This window comes from Rhodococcus koreensis (genome assembly GCF_017068375.1).
GTDB classification, from domain to species: Bacteria; Actinomycetota; Actinomycetes; order Mycobacteriales; family Mycobacteriaceae; genus Rhodococcus_F; species Rhodococcus_F koreensis.
Map to the genome: position 1 here is coordinate 187,817 of NZ_CP070610.1, position 22,793 is coordinate 210,609.

Annotated in this window: 26 protein-coding genes; 16 read left to right on the top strand and 10 right to left on the bottom strand. The window is 64.5% G+C overall.

The features are described 5' to 3' along the window. The first annotated feature begins 327 nt into the window (after positions 1-327). Positions 328-1,350 carry a LacI family DNA-binding transcriptional regulator gene (locus JWS14_RS41830; RefSeq protein ID WP_206016357.1) on the top strand — a complete coding sequence of 341 codons (1,023 nt, stop codon included), beginning with the start codon at positions 328-330 and terminating at the stop codon, positions 1,348-1,350. A 380-nt stretch (positions 1,351-1,730) separates the two neighbouring features. Here JWS14_RS41830 and JWS14_RS41835 read toward each other — a convergent pair whose 3' ends face one another. Beyond that, positions 1,731-1,928 carry a hypothetical protein gene (locus tag JWS14_RS41835; RefSeq protein ID WP_095869800.1) on the bottom strand — a complete coding sequence of 66 codons (198 nt, stop codon included), beginning with the start codon at positions 1,926-1,928 and terminating at the stop codon, positions 1,731-1,733. Between the two features lie 156 nt (positions 1,929-2,084). Here JWS14_RS41835 and JWS14_RS41840 point away from each other — a divergent pair, with 156 nt between their 5' ends. The 3 genes from JWS14_RS41840 (at position 2,085) to JWS14_RS41845 (ending at position 3,417) form a co-directional block, all read left to right on the top strand. Continuing rightward, positions 2,085-2,723: a phosphoadenosine phosphosulfate reductase domain-containing protein gene (locus JWS14_RS41840; protein WP_241031745.1), complete on the top strand. Its 639-nt coding sequence runs from the start codon at positions 2,085-2,087 to the stop codon at positions 2,721-2,723. After that, positions 2,663-2,893, top strand: coding sequence for a phosphoadenosine phosphosulfate reductase domain-containing protein (locus JWS14_RS50655; protein ID WP_241031846.1), 231 nt, complete (start codon positions 2,663-2,665; stop codon positions 2,891-2,893). Before JWS14_RS41840 ends, JWS14_RS50655 begins: the two co-directional genes overlap by 61 nt. A 95-nt stretch (positions 2,894-2,988) precedes the next feature. Then, positions 2,989-3,417: a YciI family protein gene (locus JWS14_RS41845; RefSeq protein WP_095869799.1), complete on the top strand. Its 429-nt coding sequence runs from the start codon at positions 2,989-2,991 to the stop codon at positions 3,415-3,417. 125 nt (positions 3,418-3,542) lie between these two features. Here JWS14_RS41845 and JWS14_RS41850 read toward each other — a convergent pair whose 3' ends face one another. The 3 genes from JWS14_RS41850 to JWS14_RS41860 form a co-directional block, all read right to left on the bottom strand. Continuing rightward, positions 3,543-3,758, bottom strand: coding sequence for a hypothetical protein (locus JWS14_RS41850; protein ID WP_095869798.1), 216 nt, complete (start codon positions 3,756-3,758; stop codon positions 3,543-3,545). Between the two features lie 10 nt (positions 3,759-3,768). After that, the gene (locus tag JWS14_RS50660; RefSeq protein ID WP_241031746.1) at positions 3,769-4,083 is read right to left on the bottom strand and encodes a hypothetical protein; all 315 of its coding nucleotides are present in this window, start codon (positions 4,081-4,083) and stop codon (positions 3,769-3,771) included. Between the two features lie 1,323 nt (positions 4,084-5,406). After that, a complete protein-coding gene (locus JWS14_RS41860; protein WP_206016358.1) occupies positions 5,407-6,426 on the bottom strand; it encodes an AraC family transcriptional regulator in 1,020 nt (339 codons plus the stop codon). Between the two features lie 730 nt (positions 6,427-7,156). Here JWS14_RS41860 and JWS14_RS41865 point away from each other — a divergent pair. The 5 genes from JWS14_RS41865 to JWS14_RS41885 all read left to right on the top strand — a co-directional run bounded on the left by JWS14_RS41865 (position 7,157) and on the right by JWS14_RS41885 (position 13,413). Further along, positions 7,157-8,047, top strand: coding sequence for a TauD/TfdA dioxygenase family protein (locus tag JWS14_RS41865; protein ID WP_095869796.1), 891 nt, complete (start codon positions 7,157-7,159; stop codon positions 8,045-8,047). Between the two features lie 641 nt (positions 8,048-8,688). Continuing rightward, positions 8,689-9,279 (top strand): hypothetical protein, encoded by a 591-nt coding sequence (locus JWS14_RS41870; protein WP_095869795.1) that lies wholly within the window; start codon positions 8,689-8,691, stop codon positions 9,277-9,279. Positions 9,280-9,525: 246 nt separating this feature from the next. Further along, positions 9,526-11,079: a long-chain-fatty-acid--CoA ligase gene (locus tag JWS14_RS41875; protein ID WP_095869794.1), complete on the top strand. Its 1,554-nt coding sequence runs from the start codon at positions 9,526-9,528 to the stop codon at positions 11,077-11,079. A 97-nt stretch (positions 11,080-11,176) separates the two neighbouring features. After that, entirely contained in the window at positions 11,177-12,070 is an 894-nt protein-coding gene (locus JWS14_RS41880) for an alpha/beta fold hydrolase (protein ID WP_206016359.1), read from the top strand. A 14-nt stretch (positions 12,071-12,084) separates the two neighbouring features. Beyond that, complete coding sequence (locus JWS14_RS41885; protein WP_206016360.1) at positions 12,085-13,413, top strand: MFS transporter; 1,329 nt, start codon at positions 12,085-12,087, stop codon at positions 13,411-13,413. A 96-nt stretch (positions 13,414-13,509) separates the two neighbouring features. On the opposite strand, the gene JWS14_RS41890 is transcribed toward JWS14_RS41885, so the two are convergent. Then, the gene (locus JWS14_RS41890) at positions 13,510-14,733 is read right to left on the bottom strand and encodes an NAD(P)/FAD-dependent oxidoreductase (protein ID WP_095869791.1); all 1,224 of its coding nucleotides are present in this window, start codon (positions 14,731-14,733) and stop codon (positions 13,510-13,512) included. 277 nt (positions 14,734-15,010) lie between these two features. On the opposite strand from JWS14_RS41890, the gene JWS14_RS50665 reads away from it, so the two are divergent. Then, complete coding sequence (locus tag JWS14_RS50665; protein ID WP_240960983.1) at positions 15,011-15,184, top strand: hypothetical protein; 174 nt, start codon at positions 15,011-15,013, stop codon at positions 15,182-15,184. Positions 15,185-15,238: 54 nt separating this feature from the next. Next, positions 15,239-15,370 (top strand): hypothetical protein, encoded by a 132-nt coding sequence (locus JWS14_RS51300; protein ID WP_257014823.1) that lies wholly within the window; start codon positions 15,239-15,241, stop codon positions 15,368-15,370. A gap of 481 nt (positions 15,371-15,851) precedes the next feature. Here JWS14_RS51300 and JWS14_RS41900 read toward each other — a convergent pair whose 3' ends face one another. Next, positions 15,852-16,067 (bottom strand): hypothetical protein, encoded by a 216-nt coding sequence (locus JWS14_RS41900; protein ID WP_095869789.1) that lies wholly within the window; start codon positions 16,065-16,067, stop codon positions 15,852-15,854. 249 nt (positions 16,068-16,316) lie between these two features. On the opposite strand from JWS14_RS41900, the gene JWS14_RS41905 reads away from it, so the two are divergent. Then, on the top strand, positions 16,317-16,688 hold the full coding sequence (locus tag JWS14_RS41905) for a hypothetical protein (protein ID WP_095869788.1): 372 nt from the start codon (positions 16,317-16,319) through the stop codon (positions 16,686-16,688). 336 nt (positions 16,689-17,024) lie between these two features. Here the strand turns inward: JWS14_RS41905 and JWS14_RS41910 are convergent, their stop codons facing one another. Continuing rightward, the gene (locus tag JWS14_RS41910; RefSeq protein WP_143548759.1) at positions 17,025-17,828 is read right to left on the bottom strand and encodes a hypothetical protein; all 804 of its coding nucleotides are present in this window, start codon (positions 17,826-17,828) and stop codon (positions 17,025-17,027) included. A 112-nt stretch (positions 17,829-17,940) separates the two neighbouring features. Here JWS14_RS41910 and JWS14_RS41915 point away from each other — a divergent pair, with 112 nt between their 5' ends. Next, positions 17,941-18,249, top strand: a complete 309-nt coding sequence (locus JWS14_RS41915) for a hypothetical protein (RefSeq protein WP_095869786.1) — start codon at positions 17,941-17,943, stop codon at positions 18,247-18,249. A 121-nt stretch (positions 18,250-18,370) separates the two neighbouring features. On the opposite strand, the gene JWS14_RS41920 is transcribed toward JWS14_RS41915, so the two are convergent. Together JWS14_RS41920 and JWS14_RS41925 are read right to left on the bottom strand one after the other, a co-directional pair. Beyond that, the gene (locus JWS14_RS41920; RefSeq protein WP_241031747.1) at positions 18,371-18,757 is read right to left on the bottom strand and encodes a DNA-binding protein; all 387 of its coding nucleotides are present in this window, start codon (positions 18,755-18,757) and stop codon (positions 18,371-18,373) included. Positions 18,758-18,766: 9 nt separating this feature from the next. After that, entirely contained in the window at positions 18,767-19,087 is a 321-nt protein-coding gene (locus JWS14_RS41925; protein ID WP_095869785.1) for a hypothetical protein, read from the bottom strand. A gap of 766 nt (positions 19,088-19,853) precedes the next feature. Here JWS14_RS41925 and JWS14_RS41930 point away from each other — a divergent pair. Together JWS14_RS41930 and JWS14_RS41935 are read left to right on the top strand one after the other, a co-directional pair. Further along, positions 19,854-20,123 carry an Atu4866 domain-containing protein gene (locus JWS14_RS41930; protein ID WP_095869784.1) on the top strand — a complete coding sequence of 90 codons (270 nt, stop codon included), beginning with the start codon at positions 19,854-19,856 and terminating at the stop codon, positions 20,121-20,123. Continuing rightward, positions 20,120-20,851, top strand: a complete 732-nt coding sequence (locus JWS14_RS41935; RefSeq protein WP_095869783.1) for an SDR family oxidoreductase — start codon at positions 20,120-20,122, stop codon at positions 20,849-20,851. Before JWS14_RS41930 ends, JWS14_RS41935 begins: the two co-directional genes overlap by 4 nt. A gap of 495 nt (positions 20,852-21,346) precedes the next feature. On the opposite strand, the gene JWS14_RS41940 is transcribed toward JWS14_RS41935, so the two are convergent. Beyond that, positions 21,347-21,748 (bottom strand): SRPBCC family protein, encoded by a 402-nt coding sequence (locus JWS14_RS41940; RefSeq protein ID WP_095869782.1) that lies wholly within the window; start codon positions 21,746-21,748, stop codon positions 21,347-21,349. Positions 21,749-21,909: 161 nt separating this feature from the next. Here JWS14_RS41940 and JWS14_RS41945 point away from each other — a divergent pair, with 161 nt between their 5' ends. After that, entirely contained in the window at positions 21,910-22,767 is an 858-nt protein-coding gene (locus JWS14_RS41945) for a helix-turn-helix domain-containing protein (RefSeq protein ID WP_095869781.1), read from the top strand. The last annotated feature ends 26 nt before the right edge of the window (positions 22,768-22,793 follow it).

The window sequence follows — 22,793 nt, forward strand, 5'->3', positions numbered from 1 at the left end:
GCGCCGCGCTCGGCCGGGCCGAACCGGAGGTACGGACGTTGCCGGCGCATACTTCGACGGCGATCCGCGCGAGTGCCGCGGTCCAGATTCCCGGACCGCGGCGCACCCGCCGCCGATCTCCCCCGCGCCCGCAGCACCAATCCCGGACCGAGGAGGGCGGGGCTCTCCGATGAAACCCACGAGGAAGGCACACCCACCAGCAATCGAGGTGTGTGCGAGGACGACCCGTCGAAGCCGTTCGACGCCGACCACACGGCGCCACGCCCAGGCCCCGGGGCCCGCGGCGACGTCATCCGAACCCGGCCCACCGTTGGGTATGATCCGCACGTGGTAACCAGTGTCGATCTCGCCGCCTACCTGGGACTGAGCCAGTCGACAGTCTCCCGTGTCATGCGAGGAGACCCCGCCGTCGCCGAGCGGACGACCAAACGGGTACTTGCCGCAGCCCGGGAACTCGGTTACGTCCCCAACTCCGCGGCTCGCAGCCTGGTCACCCGACGGGCGCGGGCGATCGGTGTCGTGGTCGCCGACCTGACCTCGCCGTTCTACCCCACCGTCGTCGACGCCATTCAGCACCGGCTCAGCGAACGCGGTTATCGCATGGCCCTCATACGCGACCCGGACGTCCCCGAGGGCGTCGACAGCGTGGACGTCCTCGACCCGGCGACCGTGGACGGGATGATCTTCGTATCCGCTCGCCGCAAATCCCGCACCGTGCGCCGAGTGCTCGAACGAAGCACCCCAGTGGTGCTCCTGAGCCGCGACGATCCCACCCTGTCTCTCGAAGTGGTCCTCTCCGACGACGAAGGTGCCGGCGAGCTGGTGATCGAGCACCTGACCGCCCTCGGTCACCGCGACATCGCGATCCTGTCGGTACCGCGCGACCGCACCAATGGTGCCGCCCGCGAAGACGGCGCCCGGCACGCACTCCAACGCCGCGGCATCGCCCTACCCGACCACTACATCCGCCGGGCAACCATGACTCACGAGCACGGCGTGGAAATGGCGACATCACTGCTGTCGATGGATCATCCACCGTCAGCAATCTACTGCGTCACAGACGAATTGGCGTTCGCAGCATTGGACGCGGCCGCGCGTCTCGGCGTGTCCGTACCCGCCGAACTGTCCGTGATCGGCTTCGATGACTCACCACAAGCGCGATGGGCAATGATCAACCTCACCACCATCCACCAGCCCATCGAGGACATGGCCGCCGAAGCGGTCCAGCTCCTCCTCGCACGACTCGACGACAACACACCGGAACAACCCGGCAAGCGAGTCTTCCCGGTCAGCCTCCAGATCCGAGGCACCACCGGCCCAGCCCCGCAACGCGCCGCGTCCACCAGCTAGGTAGCCAGAAGCGGTATAGCCGGGTTTTGGGGTCACGCTTGTGGTGCAGGTCATGGTCGGCGGCTTGGTGTTCCAGCCGCGAGTTCCGCTGTGGCGGTGAGAGTGTCGACTGTTTCGAGACGGCAGCGGACGCTGGTGAGGTAGCGAGCGGCGTCGGCGGATCGACGATACGGTGGTCGTAGGACAAGACAGATAGGCCATCCACCGGACATCGATCTGGAGATCCCTTTCATCGAGAAATTTGCTCTTACGTACCACCTCACCGCCGGGGCGCTCACCCAACGGTTAGGAGCAATCGCTGCCCACCATCACCCGATCCACGCCGACGGTGTCGATGGCCGCCCACACCACGTCCTGCTCCGAAGTCAGTTCCGGCGGCGTCACGATTTCGCTCTGTCGTGGGGGTACTGCTCGGCGATCTCACTTGCCTCCCGGACAAGCCAGGTCAGCCCCACTGCGCCGTCTTCCCCAACCGTCCGCAGATCCGCCCACCGACTCTGCGGGCCACGGACGCACACCAACGCCAACTCGTTCTCGGACAACGCCTGCCACAGCTGCTCCACCGCGGACGACCCCATGCCGTCCATTCAACCGCAGAACATCACGCCGGTGCCGAAGCCCGGGCGCGGGTACGCCGGGACGACAGGTGCCGTATCCAGCATGTCGCGGCTCCGCGTCTGCTGCTGGCACCCATATGGGCCATAGGTCCCCTATGCACACCGCACTGCCGATGGGTGAGTGGCGGAGCGACGACATCGGAACCTGGCCTGGATCTCGCCGCACTGCGTGGATTTCGAGGGCCGTCGGCGAGAGCTGGCGCGAAGGCCATCGCGGACATCACCGTTCGGATCGAGTCACATCTGGCCGGCCACGACGGGTACCTCGCGTTCTCCGGCGGAAAGGATTCGCTCGTCATCCTCGACCGGGCCCGCCGCGTCGCACCGGAGGTGCCGGTGGTGTTCTTCGACTCCGGCCTCGACTACCCCGAAACCTACGACTACCTCACCGAACTCGCCCACACCTGGCGGCTGGACCTGCACTGCATCCCCACCGACCCACCACTGCTGCAGGTGCTCGCCGACTCCGGCCTGTGGAACCACACCGCACTCACCGACGGTGCGGCCGCGGCGATGGTGGATCTGCACGCGGCGCTGATCACTGAACCCGCTCGCCGCGCGCACGCACTGCTCGGGCCGGGTGAGCTGTGGGGTATGCGGGCCGACGAATCCGCCCCCGCCGAATGCTCAACACCCGAGGCGGCCGCCGCGACGGCATCATCGCCCGCGCGGACGGCACCGCCGCGTACAGGCCGATCTGGGACTGGACCACCACCGACGTCTGGGCATACATCGCCCGCCACCGGCTCCCGGTGAACCCCGTCTATGCCAAACTCCGTCAGCTGGGTGTCCCCGCGCAGCAACACCGCCTCTCCCACCTCATCGACGGTGGCCACCTCGACCGCGGCCGGCTGACCTGGCTCCGCCGCGGGTGGCCGGCCCTTTTCGAGCAACTCGCCGACACGCTCCCCGCATCCGACAACTGAGCTAGGAAATGTCGCCGGGGATGTCGAGAACCCGCGCACGGCTTCGTCCCCGCAGTGAAACGGCCACAATGGGCCGCACCGCACCAAAGGAGAACATGATGGCCAAGTACCTGCTGCTCAAGCACTACCGCGGCGCGCCCGCATCGCTCAACGACGTACCGATGGACCAGTGGACGCCGGAGGAAATCTCCGCCCACGTGCAGTACATGAACGACTTCGCCGCCCGGCTGGAGGGCACCGGCGAGTTCGTCGACAGTCAGGCACTTTCCGCGGAGGGCATGTTCGTCCGGTACGACGGTGAGGGGCGGCCGCCGGTGACCGATGGGCCGTTCGCGGAGACCAAGGACGTGATCGCCGGCTGGATGGTGATCGACGTCGAGACCCACGAGCGGGCGCTCGAGCTGGCCGGCGAGTTGTCCGCAGCCCCAGGGGCGGGTGGGAAGCCGATCCACGAGTGGCTCGAGGTGCGACCGTTCCTGGCCGCCGCACCGAACACTACGGAGTGCGGTTTTCACCAGGGGTGATGACATGTCCCGCGATCGTCTGATCGCGGTGCCGGGGCCGCTCGAACAAGGCGTGCTGTCTAGTACCTGAGCAAGAATGAGCTAGAGTATGGACACTGCGGATGCACAGGATGAGCCGGAGGCGTTTACCCCTTCTCGGGGTTGGTGCCTTCGGTTTTCTGTTTCGCGAGCCGCTCGTCGGTCATCCGTTTCTTCAGCTCCCGGCGGGCGCGTTGCTTCGGGGTCTCCTCGGGTTCGCTCTCGGGTTGGTCGTCGACGGGCCGGAAGTGCGCGCGTCCCAACTTGATGTCCGGGTGCACGACCAGCTCGGGTCGGCCCTTGTCGTCGGTGAACAGTCCCATCTCGTTCCCCTCATTCCTTGGTGACATCTCGCAGCTGGACGATCATCCGTCGGCCGATACTGCCGTCCGGGCGACGGTATCGCCCCTCACCGGCCGAGACCACCTCGAACCGCATTCCGCGCGGCAGCAGGTGTGCGGTGTCGTCGACGGTGTCCGACCTCCCCATATACATGCCCCGGCCGGTTTCGATCTCGAACACCACGTCCCGCTCTCCGACCGTCGGGTCGAGTTCGTGCAGGGCATGGGTGGCCATTGTGTGCCGGTCGAAGTCCAGCCGCGATCCCGGCTGCAGGGTCGAGGGCAGGTTGACCGCTTCCTGAGGCACCTGGTGGGGAGGGTGACCGCGCAGTAGAGGATGTGCCCTCGGTCGTTGAACCGTTCCGCGGTCTGAATCGCCTGGTCCACGCGCTGGACCTGCGACCGCATCTTCACGTCCAGTTGCTGCGCGTCACCGCGTGCCGTCGACAACGCCTCCCCGACGGTGTTCCACCGGTCCGGGTCGGTAATCAGGTTCTGCACGGCGGTGTACCCGACGGCCGGCAACCGCGACTGCGCCTGGTGCTTGTTCACCGAGCGCACCTTGCGCTGACGCGAACTCAGGCCTCGGCGAATCGAATCCGGGATCGGCAGCTCGCGGCGTTTACGTTCGGAGACCTCGGGCACTGTCGCCCGGGGGAAGGCCCGCTCCAGGTCTTTCCGAGCGCGGGTGAATTCTGCGTCCTCGACCATCCGGTCCAGTTCCCGCGCCGAGTCACGCTCCTGTGCGCGGTCTTTGTACGTGTCGGCGGAACGGTAGCCGGCGGGCTTCGATGCGGGCGTGTGCTGGTGCCGGCCTCCGGATCCAACCGACTCGCCGGTGCATCCGGGCTCACGTTGTACGCCACCAGATCCCCTCCCGCTGCGTCGAATACCCCCCCGATATGATGAAGCGTGGCAGGCAATAATGTCCCAATTGACGACCTGCCACGCTCGAACCCGACCGCAGCGTGGGTCTACCCGGGAAAAGCATTCCGGTGACCAAACCAGCAACTCGCTCCCACGCGTGCTGTCGGCGTTGCCGCCGACGGTACGAGCATACCGAAACACGCAGAGGTGGAACCCGATCCGCTCGCACTTAGGGGTTTCGTCGTTCGGGGTGTTGACCTGCGATCACGGCACGTCCCCTCGCGGACTGGGTGAGCTGGAGACACCGTACCGCCAGTCTTCTCGGACGAAGGCCTCCGTGTCACGATTCTGAGTCGTTAGCGACCGCACCGCAGCAGACCTCGAACGCGAACTCGCCATGCTCGTCTACGTGCGGGACCGCCTCCGGGCGTCGGAGGGCGAACACTTCCGAATCCCGACCACGAGCGCCGACGTGGTACTCGATGCGCTCAACAGCATCGAACGGTCTCCGTCGGATCCGACATTATTCCGCCCGGAAAGAGCACGAATGACCACAGGTTCCCGGTTCCGAGGAGGTGGTCACGGGCCTGCACCAAGGCAAATTCCGCTGGTGGCCAGCGGGGAGAATAGCCTTGTACCAGAGTCCTCTGAAGTAAAGAGCCCAGTAGCTGCCGGTCCTCGCGTCCGTGAGCAACTCAGGGCTTGCTTCACCGTCAACGAATTCCTCGACATCGGCAGCTGTCTGCCCACCGGTGTCGCTGGGCTACGCCGACCGGGACCCGTTCCCGCGTTCCGCCCGCCATACCGTTGGACTGGATCCGAACTCGTTTCGAAACCATCGCGAGAACGCGGAGAGCTCGGAAAATCCAAGCAGTCCAGCGATATCCGTTAGGGAGCGTGTCTGCTGGGTGACGTATCTCCGGGCCAGCTCCGCTCGGATGCTATTCACCATCTCCGAGAATGAGGTGTTCGACCGGGCAAGAAGTCGATATACCGTGACGCGGTTGACTCCCAGGGTCTTCGCGACATGCTGCAGTGAACACCGGCCGGTCGGGAGAGTGGTCTCGATCAATTCACGGACGCGATCGAGGTCATCGACGGGGCGCGGGCTGGCGATGGTGTCGATATATTCCTTCGCGAACGATTGAAACAACGTGTCAAACAGTTTGTTCGGGAGGTCTAGGTCGCTCGCAGGAAATACGAAACCATTGAAATTATTATCGCCAAATCGGACCGACTTCCCCAAGGTCTTGGGGTGACGTGTCCGGGTGGCCGGCGCGTCGTGGGTGAAGCAGATATGTGCCGGATTCCACTGGTTTCCGACAACGAATTTGATTAGACGGATAAGCGCCCCCACGGTCATCTCAGAAAAATGTGTGGAGTTGACGTCGGGACCTAGGTTGAAGTCAATCCTGACCTTCGCGAGGTCGTCCGCTTCGGAGATCCGGATATTGATGGCCTCGCTGCGAATGTGCTGATATTGGCCGAGCAACATCAGTACGCCGCGCAGATCCGCCTCGCCCTGCGCAGCGACACTGATCGGGCCTAGGTTGGTCACCTTCCGGCTGTCGGCCAGGCGAATTCCGAAGTCCTCGAGACCTGTTGCCACCGCAGACCGCTCGAGCAGTTGAGCTGCGGCGTCGATGGCGATCCACTGGTTTGGCACGGCCAGGTCGGCTGCCTGCAGTCCCACCGACCTCAGTAAGGGAAGTGGGTCAACTTTCCGAGACCGAACGAGATCCAGGTAGCCGGTCAGAGCGGCATTGCGGACGAGCATGGTCATCGCGGCGTCTTTCCGATTCTCGTCGAACGGCGGTGGGCGTTCTCCTTCAGTCGTGATGTACCGAGCAGGGGTTCCCTATTGCGGCGCGCGAGGGGGAGGTGCCTCCTGCCTGGGGTTATGTCACTGGTAAGGCCAGGTACTGGCAGTCGAGGGTACCTCGCAGCTGCGGTCGTGGGTAGCGCCGAGTGCCTGACGGCCGGTGACCGATATCGCCCGCTGCCAGCGAGTGCGGCCGGGTCCACCGACAGGGGATGCTCCGCCTGGTCCTTCGGCCGATCGGCTTAAGCAGGTGCGCCGAGGGGCGCGGATCCACCAGGCGATGGGTCAGCGCCCCCGAGTTGTGCGCGTGGGATAACCGCAACCTCCGGCAGGTGGGCCATGGTCGGCTGACCAGGGATCCGCGGATGTCGCGGCGAAGGCACTCCGGGAGCTCGGTGTCCTGAGCGTTCAGATACGAGCCTGCCGGCGAGGCCGCACCGCCGGATCTGCCGGCCGCCCGAGCCGACCGTTCGTCGCGGCTTCGTGTCCGGGCACCAGTAATAGCGCGTCAAGCGAGATGCAACGTGAGGTCAAATTCTTTTCACGCCCGAGCGATACAGTTTCGACACCTGAAGCTGCGAATCCAGTCATTGATGGTCCGCAATTGAAGAGCATTCAGCGATCGGTCCCTGACATTGCGGGCCGAGCTGAACGAGTAACCCTTCCGCATGAAAGAAAAGGAGCGACACCCATGGGCACCGCCGTTAAATTCGAGGTACCAGCGCAGGCCGAGAATTCACGGATCAGAATGAAGCAGTTGACCCGTCACATCGGCGCCGAACTGTTCGACGTGCAGATTCCCGATATCACTCGCGACGCCACACTCTTCGCAGAATTGAAGATGCTCCTCCTGAAGCACAAAGTGTTGTTCCTCCGAGATCAGGACATCACGCGTACTCAACACGTCGAGTTCGCGAAGAAGTTCGGTTCGCTCGAAGAGGGCCACCCCAACACCGATGATGATTCGGGCGTAGTGCTCCTGTACAAGGACAATTCGAGCGAGGGGCACTACGAGAACTCTTTCCACAGCGACACCAGTTGGCGCGAGTGTCCATCCATGGGCTCCGTTCTGCGTTGTGTGGAAACGCCGGAGGTCGGTGGCGATACCATCTGGGTCAACATGGTCGAGGCGTATCGGGAGCTTCCGGACCATGTGAAGGAGGACGTACGGTTCCTGCGTGCCCGGCACGGCTTTGAGGCAGTTTTCGGTGCTTCCAAGCCGATGGAAGTACGGCACGAGCTGAAGGAGCGTTTCCCTGATGCCGAGCACCCGGTTGTGCGCACGCATCCTGAGACGGGTGAAGAGATCCTCTATGTGAATGTGTTCTCCACGCACTTCACGAACTTCCACACGCCGAGCAGGGTGCGTTACGGTGCCGATTACTCGCCGAGCGCAAGTAATTTGCTCGACTACCTGAAAAGCCGGGCATTGATCCCTGAATACCAGGTCCGTTGGACGTGGACGAAGAACAGCGTCGCCATCTGGGACAACCGATCCACGCAGCATTACGCGGTGCAGGACTACTGGCCGGCGGTCCGGAAAATGGAGCGCGCGACGATCGCAGGAGATCGGACCTTCTAGGTCTCCCGTTCCCGCGTGTTGCCCGGAAGTTCCGGCCGCACAGAACAACGCGACCACACCGGCCTGATGACAGGTGACCTGCCGGAGAACCCCGTGCCACCCAACTTCCGCGGCCGTGCGCGACAGCAATTGCCGACCGACCTCAGGACCCCCAAATGACCGGCACTCCCCACGCGTCCGACCTTCGTCCACCCGTTCCGCGGCCGAACTCTCGCGGGGCGTTCCTCACCGCGCAGGTGCAGAGTTATCGACGACATCGACCTCGCACGCAGCAGACCGCGCAGCGGCGGCGGCTCGCCCGACCTACCCGCATCACGAGGCGGCGGAGATCATCCGGTTCGCCGAGGTCTGGGCGCCCTACGGCGGACCACCCGGCGACGAAGTGTTCGTCCGCTTCGGCATTACCACCGCCCAGTTCCGGGCGCGACTGCGCGACGCCCTCCGGAAGTGTTCCGATCCGGACACCACTCGTTGGCACACTGCCGCGTATCGCGTTGCGTGAATGCCCGCTTGACCAGCGGGCGACCGAGTACGACGAACTCCCCCCTCGGCGCGCTCGCGCCGAGGTGTTCGGGTCCGCACCACCGGACCGCATCACACAATTTCAGCCATCACACAATTTCAGCTCTGATAGGAAAACGATGAGTAGATTCGACGTCACCAAGACGAACATTGCGGTCGGGCAGTTGATCGAGCAGACCGTCAACCCGCGGCACCGGTACCTGCTACACGCTTACAACCGGCACCGCAACCTGGAGATTGCCGGCCGCTGGGAGGAGATCTTCGCACCCGACATGATGGTCGACAAGCCCGTCTACAACTTCAACACGTTCGGTCGCATGGTCAAGCTCGAGGGTGCCGACGCGATCAAGAGTGTCTACAGCGAATGGGCTGGAACCGGGCAGTGCATCTTTTACGTCGAGGACGAGAAGATCGCTGTCGGCGACAACCTGATCTGCACCGACTTCGTGCTCTACCAGCAGACGCCCGGAACGGCGCTGGCCGCTGACGGCATCGACGTCGACCCGCAGGCGACCTATCTGATGAAGAACCGGCAGTACATGAACTGGCCCTACGACGACGAGGGCCGCCTCATCGGTGAGGATGTGTGGGAGGTCGACGAATCCACACGGGAGTACATCCGACTCGACCCCTCCGAGGTGCTCACCTGTGCACAGGCGGCGCCCCTGCTCGAACCGCTGATCAAGCCGCTGCCGGTGCGTCCCTTCTAGGGAATTCCCCACTGTCCGCCGAAGACGGCAGCGGCACTGGGGGTTCCGCCCTGCAGATGCCCGGGTAGGTGGTCAGCTTCGGTGAACCACCGCCTGGGCTTTCCGATTCTTCGCCGGTGATCCCGGCGACGGCGCCGTTCCCGGCCAGCGCCCGCGAAGGCTTCCGGCACCTTCGGGCGCCCCAGGGCCATCCACGCCCGATTCGACAACGGCCACGGCCGCAATACCCACCGAGAGAGTTGCCACATGCTCAATCTGTCCATGCTCCTAGAGGATTCCGCTCGTCGGTATCCGGACCGCGACGCCCTGATCCACGACGAGCAGCGGTTCACCTACGCCCAGCTCAACGCCGTCTCCAACCAGGTAGCCAACCTTCTCGTGTCGCGCGGGATCCGGCCCGGCGACAAGGTGGCGCTGTCCCTCCCGAACGTGCCGTGGTTTCCGGCGCTCTACTACGGGATCCTCAAGGCCGGCGCGGTGGTGGTGCCGCTGAACATCCTGCTCAAGGGCCGCGAAATCGCTTACCACCTGGCCGACTCGCAGGCCAAGGCCCACTTCTGCCACGAGAGCACGCCGGACCTGCCGATCGCCGAGTTTGCCCGCGAGGGCTTCGCCGACACCCCGGGCTGCGAACACCTTTTCGTGATCAGCGCGGACCAGGTGGCCCCAGGGGAGGGCGTCACGGCTCTGCCGCACGCACTCGAAAACCAGTCCAGCGAGTTCGAGAGCGCGGTCCGCGAGGCCACCGACACTGCCGTGATCCTCTACACCAGTGGCACCACCGGGCAGCCCAAGGGAGCCGAGCTGTCACATTCGAACATGGTGATGAATGCGCAAACCTCCAACCGCCTGTTCGACTCGAGACCGAGCCAACAGGACACGCACCTGACGGCGCTACCGCTTTTCCACACCTTCGGCCAGACCGTGAACATGAACTCGGCCTTCTCGGTGGCCGCGACATTGATCCTGCTGCCGCGATTTGATGCAAAATCCGCCCTGAAGATCATGAACGAGCAGAACGTGACGGTCTTCGCGGGGGTGCCCACCATGTACTGGGGTCTGCTCGACGCCCTCGCCGCCGGAGTCGACGGAGTGGACGTGACACGGATCGCGGCGAACCTGCGTAAGGCGATCTCGGGTGGATCGGCGCTGCCGGTAGAGATCCACAAGCAATTCCGGCAGCGATTCGGCGTCCAGATCCTCGAGGGCTACGGGCTCTCGGAAACATCGCCGCTGGCGGTGTTCAGCGACGCCGAGAGCGATACCCGGCCGGGGTCGATCGGCACGCCCGTCTGGGGTGTGCAGGTCCAGTTGGTCGATGCCCAGTGGAAGCCTGTGACCTCGCCCAATGAGGTAGGTGAGATCGCGATCCGGGGCCACAACGTGATGACGGGCTACTACAACCGGCCCGCGGCCACCGCCGAGGTGATGCGCGAGGGCTGGTTCCGCAGCGGGGACCTCGCCCGCCGCGACGAGGACGGCTTCTACTACATCGTCGACCGGGCCAAGGACATGATCGTGCGCGGCGGTTTCAACGTGTACCCCCGGGAAATCGAGGAGGTACTCATGGCCCACCAGGCGGTCTCGCTGGCGGCAGTGGTCGGGGTACCGCACGAAAGCCACGGCGAGGAGGTCAAGGCCTTCGTCATCCTCGGCAAGGATGCGGACATTTCCGAAGGCCAGCTGATCGAGTGGACCAAGACGCAGATGGCCGCCTACAAGTACCCACGGATGGTCGAGTTCGTCACGTCATTGCCGATGACCGCCACCGGAAAGATCCTCAAACGCAGCCTCGCCTAGGTTGCCTCACGCATCCGACCGCGCCGGCAACCGGGGGCCGCAACGCGACTCCCATGACACTTACTGGCCCCATCGGGCACTACTGCATGGAGAAACAATGCTCGACAAGCTGCACATCGTGGTGGGAGAGGTCCGGTCACCGGTCCTGACCAACAGCCCCTCCGGATCCGACGAGGCCGTGGTGTTCGTGCACGGAAATCCCGGCTCCGGCGACGACTGGGTCCCGTTGTTGGAGAAGGTTGCCGCCTTCGCCCGGGTGATCGCCCCCGACATGCCCGGTTTCGGCGACACGGAACGGCGCACTAATCAAGACTTCACGGTGCCGGCGCAGGCAGACCACCTCGAGGGAATCATCAACCAGCTCGGTGTCACGCGCGCGCATCTGGTCCTCCACGATTTCGGGGGGCCGTGGGGGCTGGCCTGGGCTGCCGCGCATCCCCAGCACGTCGCGAGCGTCACGCTCATCGACACCGGCATCAACAGGAACTCGCACTGGCACGGATTCGCTCGCCTGTGGCGAACCCGGTTCGTCGGCGAACTGGTGCAACTGATGATGAGCCGCCGGGTCAACCGGGCGATCATCGGACGCAAGAATCCCGCATTGCCCGAGAACTGGCTGAACCAGATCGTGGACCACGCCGCGCCCTGGGGTACCAAACGGGCGGTGCTCCAGATGTACAGGTCCCTGGACCTCGCCGTGCTCGAAGGAAGTTTGACCGGCCCGCTCCGGGATCTGGAGGTTCCGTCGCTCGTGGTGTGGGGCGGGGACGATCCCTTCATTCCCGTCGAGTTCGCCCGGCGGCAGTTGGCGAGCTTTCCCGGCGCGCGGGTCGACATCGTGCCGGGAACCGGACACTGGCCCTGGCTCGATGCGCCCGACAAGGTCACCGACGTCGTGCTGCCGTTCCTCCGTGCCCAGTTCGACGATGCCCCATCCGACTCGGCTGGTGTCTGCGGTCGCGACGTGCCCACGACCACGGTCGGTCATTAGATTAGGAGCACCACATGGAACTGCGTGCCACCTCCGTAGAAGACCCGGCCGCCGCACCCCGCGTCGGCCCCAGCACCCGGTCGAGTAGGTATCCGTGGATCGTCTTTGCGCTCACCTTCGGGCTGCTGCTCTCGGACTACATGTCCCGGCAGGTTCTCAGCGCCATCTTCCCCTTCCTGAAAACTGAATGGGCGCTGTCTGATTCCCAGCTCGCCTCGCTGTCGAGCATCGTCGCGCTGATGGTCGGCCTGCTCACCCTGCCGCTGTCGCTGCTGGCGGACCGGTGGGGCCGGGTCAAAAGTCTGGTCCTCATGGCCGTGCTCTGGAGCGCAGCCACCCTGTTGTGTGCAGTGGCCGGCAGCTACGAACAGATGCTCGGCGCCCGGTTCCTCGTCGGAGTCGGCGAGGCCGCCTATACCAGCGTCGGTATCGCGGTCGTGCTCAGCGTCTTCGCGCCCCGACTGCACGCCACCCTCAGCGGAGCCTTCATGGCCGGCGGATCCTTCGGGTCGGTGATCGGTGTCGCCCTCGGCGGCGTCATCGCCGTCCACGTGAGCTGGCGCTGGTCGTTCGCGGCCATGGCGATCTTCGGTTTGATCCTGGTCGCGCTGTACCGAGCCCTGATCACCGAACGTAAACTGGCCCAGCACGCCGCCGACGACCTGCCCGCGGTCACAGCAACTACACCGGCTGGATACCGCGCCCCGGTGTCGACCTTGTTCACGAACCCGGCGGTGTTGTGCGCCTATATCGGCGGCGGCCTGCATCTGTTCACCGCCGGAGTGCTGCTGTCCTGGCTCCCCAGCTTCTTCCACCGCTACTACGACCTTGCCCCGGCCGAGGCCGGCGCGATGGCGGCAGTCTTCGTGTTGCTCGTCGGCAGCGGAATGGTGATCTGCGGCATCATCACCGACCGTGTCGGCCGCACCGACACCAGCCGCAAGTGGACCGCAGCGATCGCCTTCTGCCTGATCTCGCTCGTGTTCCTGGCGGCAGGATTTAGCATCGGTACCGGGGGTGCGCAGATGGTCCTGATCGCAATCGGGGCCTTCTTCTCCGGCGGGGCGTCCGGCCCGTCCGCGGCGATGGTAGCCAATCTCACGCACTCCTCGGTCCGAGCCTCCGCCATGGGTACGCTCGCCGTTGCCTACAACCTGCTGGGAATGGCGCTGGGACCCTTCACCGTCGGTGTCCTCGCCGACCACCTAGGGCTGCTTCGGGCCCTGCAACTCTCACCCCTGGTCTACCTCGGTGCAATCGCCGCACTGATCGCCGGCAAGCGGCTCTACCCGGCCGGGATGCGAAAGCTCGCCGCACTGAGCACGGACACACCACACCCGTGAATCCCCCGACCCACGCGGGGGCCGGTCCTCACCCTCACTCCGCCGCGCGGGCAGCCGGGCGACCGCATCTGGCTCGCTCCCTATCCACCTCCTCGCTCATGCCGGGCCGCTTGGCTTGGCCAGCGATCGACCGTGCTCAGCCTGGACCCGCTGCCGTCGGGAGGCGTCGTTGACCGGCCACGTGTGCGACCCGGGCTTTCGCGCCTCGCCCGCCAGCTGCTTGACGGGGCTCGCGGACGCGGCCTCCTTGAGCTTCGCGCCGAGGCGGCCCCGCAGGTGCAGCCGCATCGCGGTGTCATCCCTGTGGGCGAGCTGGAAGACACCGTCCCCACGCCCCAGGCTGACACACATGGCGGCGATCCCCTTGCCGAAGTCTGCGGGCCGCTCCCCTGCTATCCGGCTGAGCACCGTGTCAGCGGCATGCGCGCCGAGGGGCAGCGCAGCTTGGCAGCTCATCCGCAACGGCAGGTTCGACGGGGCCGCGGCATCGCCAGTCGCGACGATGCGTTCGTCGTCCACGCTGGTCAGCGTCTTGTCGGTGAGGAGACGGCCCACGGCGTCGGTGCTCAGACCGCTGCGGCCGGCCAGGTCCGGAACGCCGAAGCCGGCGGTCCAGATCGTCACCGTGCTCGGCAGCTCACGGCCGCCGCTGAGCTCCACGGCGTCGCGTGTCACCGTGGTGACCGTCGCGCCAGGGCCATCGAGCACGGTCACACCGAGATTGGACAACCCCTTGGCCACCGAGCGTCGGCCCCGTGGGTGCAGATACGGGCCGAGCCGGTCGCCGCAGACCAAAGTCACGGTCCGCCCAAGCTCCGCGAGCTCGGCCGCCGTCTCGATGCCGAGCGGACCGCCACCGACCACCGTCACCGTCACCGGCGCCGCTACGGGGGCGTCATCGAGGACGGACCGAAGCCGCTGCGCCTCCTCCAGGCTGGCGGTCGGATAAGCGAACTCGGCCGCTCCGGGTACGCCCCGGTCGGCGCTGCCACTGCCCACGGCGTAGATCAGGTAGTCGTATCCGACGGTCCCGCCGGACTCCAACGTCACGCCGCGCTCGGCAGCGTCGATCCTCGTCACGCTGTCCACCAACAGCCGGATACCGTCGGCCAGCACGGCGGAGTAGTCAACCACCGCATCGTCGGACCCGCCCACCAGCTGATGCAGGCGGACCCGCTCGACGAAACACGGACGCGGGTTGATCAGCGTCACCGCCACATCGTCGCGCTTGGTCAGGCGATTCGCCGCCATCACGCCGGCGTACCCGCCACCAACCACGACCACATCGATCTTCCCGGGGCGCACACTGCTCGCATTCATGATGTCTCCTTGAGATTGGCGTCGCACATAAGACGCCGCCCGCCCCACCAATGTGACAACACGTGACCCACACCCCTTCCCTGACACAACGGTCAGATCAGCGCAGGGACCCTGAGTGACGTTGAGGACCCCTGAGTGAGCTGCACGGGTCGCCGCTGCCCCCTTGCATGGGCCCGTGCTGATCATGGACCGACACTCGAGCCCGGCCATCCCGCCCACCACCGTCATGTTTACAAAAACTCGATTGCGGAAAAGCGCACCCGAGGAGGTGCACACCATGACCACCGAACAGTGCGTCAGCGATACCGACAGCACACGCCAGGCCGCCATGCCCATCCATACACAGACGCTCCACGACCTGGTCGCGGCGATGTGGTCCGTCGACACCAGCGACGGGCCACTCGACCTCGACGCGGTAGCACGGATCCGGCAACACCAGTTCGACGACTAGATCCTCGCCGCCGCCCGCTCCGGCTTCCTTACCGCGCGCGAGATCGACACGCTCGTGCAGTCCTGGCACGCCGACCCCCGGTCGCTGTTCGACGCCCTCCTCGCCAACTCCGACGACCTCACCCGGAGGCGCTACCAAGCGATCTGGAACTCACTGGGTACCCTCGACGCAGTCGAGTACGCCTGACGCATCCCCCGCAGAAACCGCGGAAACAGCCTCGCTGTCGGTTCGCGCGCGTCGGATAAGAAGACCTTCTCGTCTGCCTCGGAGAACACCGCTCCCACGTAGGTGCGGATCCGGAACACCGGCCGCGCCGGACCATCCTGTTGTCAGGTCGAAGGGGTCGTCGGGGGCAGATTCCACTCGTGAGCGTGGACGAGAGGAACCGAGCCGGTCTCCCGCAGACGCGCGACGACGGTCAATATTTCGTCGTCGTAAAGGGATCCGTCGCTACTGATTCCGGCTCTATCGAGCATGGTGCGCCAGCCGCTGTATCGCAGGCCCGGGCCGAGTTGTTGGTTCCCCAAGGAGATCTGGCGCGGTGGCCTCGGCGATCACCGCACATGCGTCAGCGGCGTTGGCGGCGGTCCGGCAGATACCTCGCAGATAGGGTGATGACACCGGCCGGAAAGGCGCTGAAAACGCTGCTACTGAGTAGTGTTCAGAATTAGCCTCGCGGCCGGAAATCTATTTGCAACGTGATGTCGACCCCTTGCTGAGTGGCGTCGGCAATCCGATCCATCAGGTCATACGCCAGATCCCGATACCGGGCTTCCCACCTGGTCGTATCAAGGTGACTGGTGTCAGCCGCGAGGAACTCGCTCCATGCGGCGTGCGCGGCCGTCACTGCTGCAATCACGTCATCGGTTCCGTCGGCAGTCATAGAACGATCCTCCTCTTCTCGAGGACGCCCAGCTATTCGAAGCCAAGTCGGAGCAGCCCGAACGGCCTTTCCTCGACGGGGTCAAGCGCGCTGGTGCGTCGGGCCCCGCGACGGCGTGAAGCGAGCTCCGAATTTCGGATACGTGCTGATCAAGGCGGTGGCTCGGCTCCGACCTGGTGAGCCAGGCCCCGTCGGGATCCGGCCCAGTTTCGGCGTCACCACAGCCCGTGCCGGCGTTACGATCGGGCCATGGGACTGGGCGCCGTGGCGCGAGCGCTGATACGGGCCGCGTACCGGCTTGTTCGTTTCCCGCTGCACCTGGTCGACGACGTGGTGTTGCCGGTGATCTTCGACGAGCAGGCACCGGTGCGGCGGGCGTACGGGAAATTCCTCCTCGACTGCGACGGCGCCGCGGCGTACCTCCTCGCCGACGACACGGCGGCGGTCCGTGCCGCCATTCTCCGTGGACGCAGCGCCGCCTTCCACGATGCGATCGCCCGCCACCCCAGTAGCATCCACACCGAATCCGAGGTCGTGATGATGCACCACCGGGCACGTTTTCGAGAACGCCGCAGCGCCACCAACCCGCCCGGACACTCGACAACCCGCCCGCCCCGGTAACACCCCCAGGACTGAGGCATGTGACAGAAATCGATCGATTTCCGACACGAGGAAATGCTGCTCGCCCCGGGCAGGACAAGACAGGTCGAGTGTCAGGTCGCCGGTACCGAGTCACCTGCCTCGGTAAGCGCGCGAGTGCCACTGCACCGACGGGCTCGCGGGCCTGCATCGGAACGATTGCGACACGATGGTGGGAAGCAGTGATGGCGCTAATCTCATAGTTCGGTCGCGGCCCGCGAGTGTGCGACCCAGAGTTCGGAATTCCCGACGAGGAGGCGGTGTGCCGCCTCGCAGACCCCCTGCTTTCCTTCTTAGTGCCGGCTGTCCTCGGTGGCATCAGGTTGGGCCAGCGGCGGTACCTGCGCTAGGTGTTCCCGAACAATCTCTGTCATCGTCTTCCGCTGATTGATGATCGTTGAGTAGCACTCGCGCAGTCCAGATAGGTCGGGCACGGACCGCTGAATCACTGCTTGCTGCGAGGCGGTCGCACTCAATTCGTGGAATCGCCGCGTATCGATCTACAGCGTCTTTAAGAGCCGCGTGTGTATGTGGCTCACTCACGATGAGGTGCGCAGTACTAAATCCCATTTCTATGGACATCAGGCCTCGTATCCAGATCTCGGCCTTAGCCATGAACTCTGCAGCTGCATCGTTGGTGCGTGGCATCGAGGGCACATCTTGCAGGAGTTCCAGGAAGGATTGGAATGGGAAGGCGAGGTTTGCTATCTCTTCCCAAATCGGCGGAATGCAGCGGATCTGTTCAGCGCGGCGCTGTGCGTCAAGTTCATTGGCGAGCAGTTCGTCTGACTTCATGAGCTGTGCGGTGTGCCGAGCTTCAGCAGCGACCATCTGTTCAACCGAAACTGCGTGTACCCGTTCCAGCTCTTTCACTAGGCGTTGGTCTGCCGCTTCTAGTTCACGGGTAAGGCGCTCATCGGCCTCAACCTTCGCGTCAGCTGCATCATCTCGCGCGCTCTTAATCTGCCAGAGCGCGACAACTACCGCTGCCAGCGCCCCGAAGCCGCCGACCCAGCCACCGGCCGCTGACCATTGATCGACGCTGAAGCGGGTGCCTGTGATGAAGACGAAGATATAGTGGCCGGCCACTACAGCCAGGACTAAGAGAACAACCGCTCCCATACCGGCTGCCAGGTACCACGCCAACTTCTTTGTGTCACGGGTGGACTCTAAGGTAGGGGCGGCTCGGCAAACTTCTCTGCAGTCCGTCGCTTGTCCCTGATGTCGTTCACCGGTGACGTTGCCGCCGCACCCCATCTTCAGCGCCGACCAGTCCCGGCCCCGACTCTCCCGGTTCGGCAACCGCACACTCAACTCCGCCATCCATGTCGTCGCCCTGAGTCAGGCAACGGTCTCGGGCAACGAGGATCACGCCTATACCGGGCGCAAACTCGACGAGGGCAAGACCGCCCGCGAAGCCCAACGCCGTCTCGAACGGCAGGTCACCAAGACGCTGTGGCGGACCATGCGCCGAGACGAAACCCGCCGCCGCCTTGAGTCCGGAGGCGTCCCCGAGGGTGTCCCGTTCAGCGCCCGGGGCTGAAAATCTTCAACCACTGATTCGGCTCTATCCTTCCGATTACCGTTTTCTGTGTCGGCCTTTCTGAGCCGCCCGGAAGGTCCCGACGCCCCGGGATGGTCACCCCCGGTCGGGCTGTCGGTGGCTATGCGCCGCGGCGGGCGCGGGCGCGCTCGACCACGGACTGCTGGAGCACCCAGGTACAGCCGACACGGGTGGCCGGCAGCACCTTGCCCTTGATCGCCTTCAGTACGCCCTGGCGGGTCATTGACGAGGCCGTCGGCGGCCTCCTGCACCGACACCAGCGGCGGAGGTCCATCGCGTCGGTGAGGCGATCGAAATCGGCGGTGGTGAGCACCCGCAGCGACCGCAACGGCCAGGGGGAGGTCTCCAGGACCGCCAAGGCCGTCGAGGTGGCCTGCCGCACCGATTCGGCGGGGATGGTGAACACGACCTCGGCGTGGCCGAGTTCCGAGCGCGCGGCCGCGCCGCACAAAGATTTCCCTGCAACGTCATTCGCCGCATCCACCATGCGGATGACCTAGGGTCTTGGCGAGCTTCGAGCGTTGTGGCGGTCCCGCCGGGCACGCCGCCTGTCCGGATCGAGCCTGCGTCGCATGTCCTCGGACGCGTCCGGACCGGCGACGAACTCGGCCCTCATCGAGGACAGCGGCCGGCCACTGTAGTGATCGACGAACTCGGGGACGATCTCCGATCCGGTGACCTGATCGACCAGGACGACGTTGCGGGCCGTCCGCCGCGTTCTTGGTCCCCCAAAGGTACAAGGCCACGATGACCGGGCGTGGTCACGCCCCTTGTCTGTGACGATGTACTCGTAGCGGGCCTGTTTGGTCGAATACATCGCGGTGATTCGGATCGTATTGTTGCAGTTACGGTGTCCCGTAGCACCGTCTCGTAGGCGTCGTCGAAATCCGCCTGCTCACCGCTGGAGATTGCGATCGCGCGATCTGGGCACGCACTCATCCCGGCGTCCGCCAAGGCTGAGGAATCCGCCCGTAATCTGGTCCGCGCCCGCGAGGCCTCGCGGCAGGATCACGATCTGTGACTGCGGCAGCAGCGGTTCGCATAGGCGTCGACGCGCGGTATTTGATCTGGAGTTGTCTGGACACGGCACGGCAGCGACGGTCTCACAGGTACCGAATTGTTCGTGGTTGGCGAACGCCAGCATCGGGTGAAATCCGAACTCCCTGTTGTACGTGGCGGATGCCTAGTCCTCTCGGAACGGGCGGTCACCAACGTCGCATCGAGGTCGATAACGGTCGGGGTGATGCGTGATCGTACTGGTCGCCCGCGTGCGATCTGGTGTTCCGTCATGTGGTGGCACGCCGGTGTCGATCGCGCCGAGGACCGCGGGTGTGAGCAACCGAGGTCCATCGCCGCACTCTCGCGACGCCGTGTGCGCAGGTCATCGATGCCAGGCTGCCCGGCAACCCCTCTGTGCGCCCCAGGGTGGAAGGCGTGATCTCCGCCCCATCGGTTTGAAATGTCCCACGCGTCGCGCGAGGTCGCGACCTGACTGGGTGCGCGGCACCTAGTCGAGCTGCGTCCTGTCTACGCATCCCACTTCTCGCAAGAATTGGATCACCAAGTTGTGAGAGAGGATCGTGATGGATGAATCCGGAACCACCATCGACCGGGCAGATGTCATCGGCATGTGGGTGACAGCAGACGGCTTCATTCGCCAGGAACTGCGTGCGGATGGGCGGTACGACGAGGCGCGTGGCACACGGCTGGGTGCGTACACCGGAAGTTACACGGTGACAGGAAACCATCTCGACTACATCGACGACCTTGGTTTTACCGCAACAGGAGACATCAGTGACGGGGTGCTGTTCCACGAGCATCTCGTCCTATACCGAGAGGACAAGCAGTCATGAGCGAGCACAAGGTAGTCCTGATCACGGGGGCAAGTAGTGGGATCGGGGAGGCGACAGCGCGGAAGTTAGCCGCCGACGGCCACCACGTCTTTATCGGCGCACGGCGCACAGAACGACTCGAGCACTTGGTCCAGGAGATTGGCGATGCCAACGGCGGTGCAGCATTCCGCAAGTTGGACGTCACTGACTTAGCCGACGTCCAGTCCTTCGTGGAGACTGCCCGCGAGCGTTTCGGTCGCGTCGATGTAGTGGTCAACAACGCCGGAGTCATGCCCCTGTCGCCGCTGGCCGCGCTGAACATCGACGAGTGGAACCGGATGCTCGACGTGAATGTTCGTGGCGTTCTCAATGGCATCGCCGCAGCACTACCGGTCATGCGGGCACAAGGTAATGGACATTTCGTCAACATCGCATCCGTCGGGGCATACGAAGTGGTGCCGACAGCGGCGGTCTACTGCGCGACGAAGTTTGCGGTGCGCGCGATCTCCGAAGGGCTGCGACAAGAATCGTCAGGCGATGTCCGTGTCACCGTCGTCTCTCCAGGTGTGACGGAATCTGAATTAGCGGATAGCATTTCGGACGACATGGCACGCGAAGACATGAAGGCATACCGCGCCGTCGCACTTCCGGCCGCGGCGATAGCCAATGCGATCGCGTTCGCCATCGATCAGCCGGCGGATGTGGACGTGAACGAGATTGTCGTTCGCCCCGCCGCGAGCGCACAGTAGTTCGGCCGGACCGAGGTGGTCGTCTCCCGACGAGACGGCCACCTCAGACCACTCGTCAATTTCCGGATGTCGTCATGCCGATTGCCGATATCGCCCTCAGATACACGGCATTTGGTCGCAGACGCTGTGGCCCGGCTGGACAACACTAGTTGGACGGGTTGGTGACATCTGCGTACGTCCTCCCCCTGATCTGCCTTGTGTGCTCGCTGTGACGGGCACAAGCGTACCGAGGATGATGAAACCCGGAAGCGACGCCGTATCTGCAGCCAGGCTGGGCGGTCCGGTTGCTACCACAGACAGTGCTGAGGACTGTCCTTTGCCCGCTATAAGATACAGCGGCGAGTTGACCGCCTGTCCCGTGGCCGGTCCGGCCCGATGCTGCCGCGTTTTGCAGACCATCCTCGGATGGGCGTCATCACAAACGTTTCCGGGGCGTCATTTCGAGGACAGTTCGTGAAGAACGGCGTCCTCTCGGGTCGCGGATGCTCCGAAACGTCACCGCACGGCGGCAGCCAACCCGCCTTCGTAGAAGCCGGTGATGAGCTGGCGAGCCTGCTCGGCAGGGATTCCGTCGGCGTCGAACTCGGCGTCCCAGGAAACAACGGTCTCCCCTGACTCGCCGTCCCGGGCGACGGCAACGGTTGCCTGGTAGTTGCATACGGGAATGGACCCACCAACCATCTTGTAACTGTACGACTGCTCGGTCTGATTGATCAGTTCTTCGATCGCCTCACCACCACCTTGCAGAGCGACGCAGCGGACGCTGTTCCGGCTGTCGTCGCGTGCAGTGTGTTCGGCATCGGGATGCCAACGATGGATGGCAAAGAAGTCTCCGATTCTCCCCCACACCAACTTCTGGTCCAGCGGGGTACGAACTTCTGCATGAACTGTCAACATGCTCCTCGGATCCTTTCGTGGTTGCTGTGGGTCGTGTGGTCCGGATTCCGCGCCGGACGCTGGGCGTCGGCGATGGTTCCACTGTCGCCGAAGACCGGCCCGTCTGTCGTGGGTGCAGTGCACCCACCCACTACCAGGCAATTCAGAACTAACATTGGGAAATGCCTTCCAGCGAACTCGGACATTTCCTTCGGTCACGTCGTGCTCAGGTTTCACCGAAGGACGCAGGAATTCACGGCTATGGCACTCGAAGAGTTTCAGGCCTTCGACGTGAGGAAGTCGCGATCCTTGCGGGACTGAGCTCCGATTACTACACCCGCTTAGAGCAAGGGCGCGAACGTAATCCGTCCGCTCAGGTGCTCGACGCTCTCTCGCGCGCGTTGCGCCTCGATGCCGACCAGGAAATGCACCTGTACCGGTTGGCCCGGCTGGTGCCGAGCGCCCGCGGGTCCAGTGCACGGGAGTCGGTCAGTCCGGCACTTCTCCAGTTGATGGATACCTACGACTCGACTCCGGCGTTCGTGTTGAATCGGACACTCGACATTCTCGCGTGCAACCGGCTCGCCGAAGCGCTCTTCTCGCCGTTCACCGCTGCTGACAATCTGCTGCGGATGGTGTTTACCGATCCAGCGGGAGCGTCTTTCTACGCCGAGTGGCATCGCGCGGCACAGGCCACCGTCGCAACATTACGTTTGGCCGTCGGCCACGACCCGGATGATGCTCGTCTCACCCAGTTGGTCGATGAGCTGTCGGCGGCCAGCCCCGCGTTTCGCCAGTACTGGGAAGAGGGGCAGGTGCGGGGCAAGACACTGGATGCGAAGGAGCTCGTTCATCCCGATGTGGGAACGTTGAGCTTGACGTTTCAAGCTTTCGATGTGCGTGACAAGCCGGGACAACAGTTGGTGATTTATCAGGCGGAGCGCGGGTCCCCGAGTGATCAGGCGCTGAAGTTGCTTTGTTCGCTCACTGCGACCAGGGACCGGGAGCGGCGGGAGGCGGAAGCAAGTTCGCCCGACTGACGTCGCGCGGCTACCGACCCCCACTC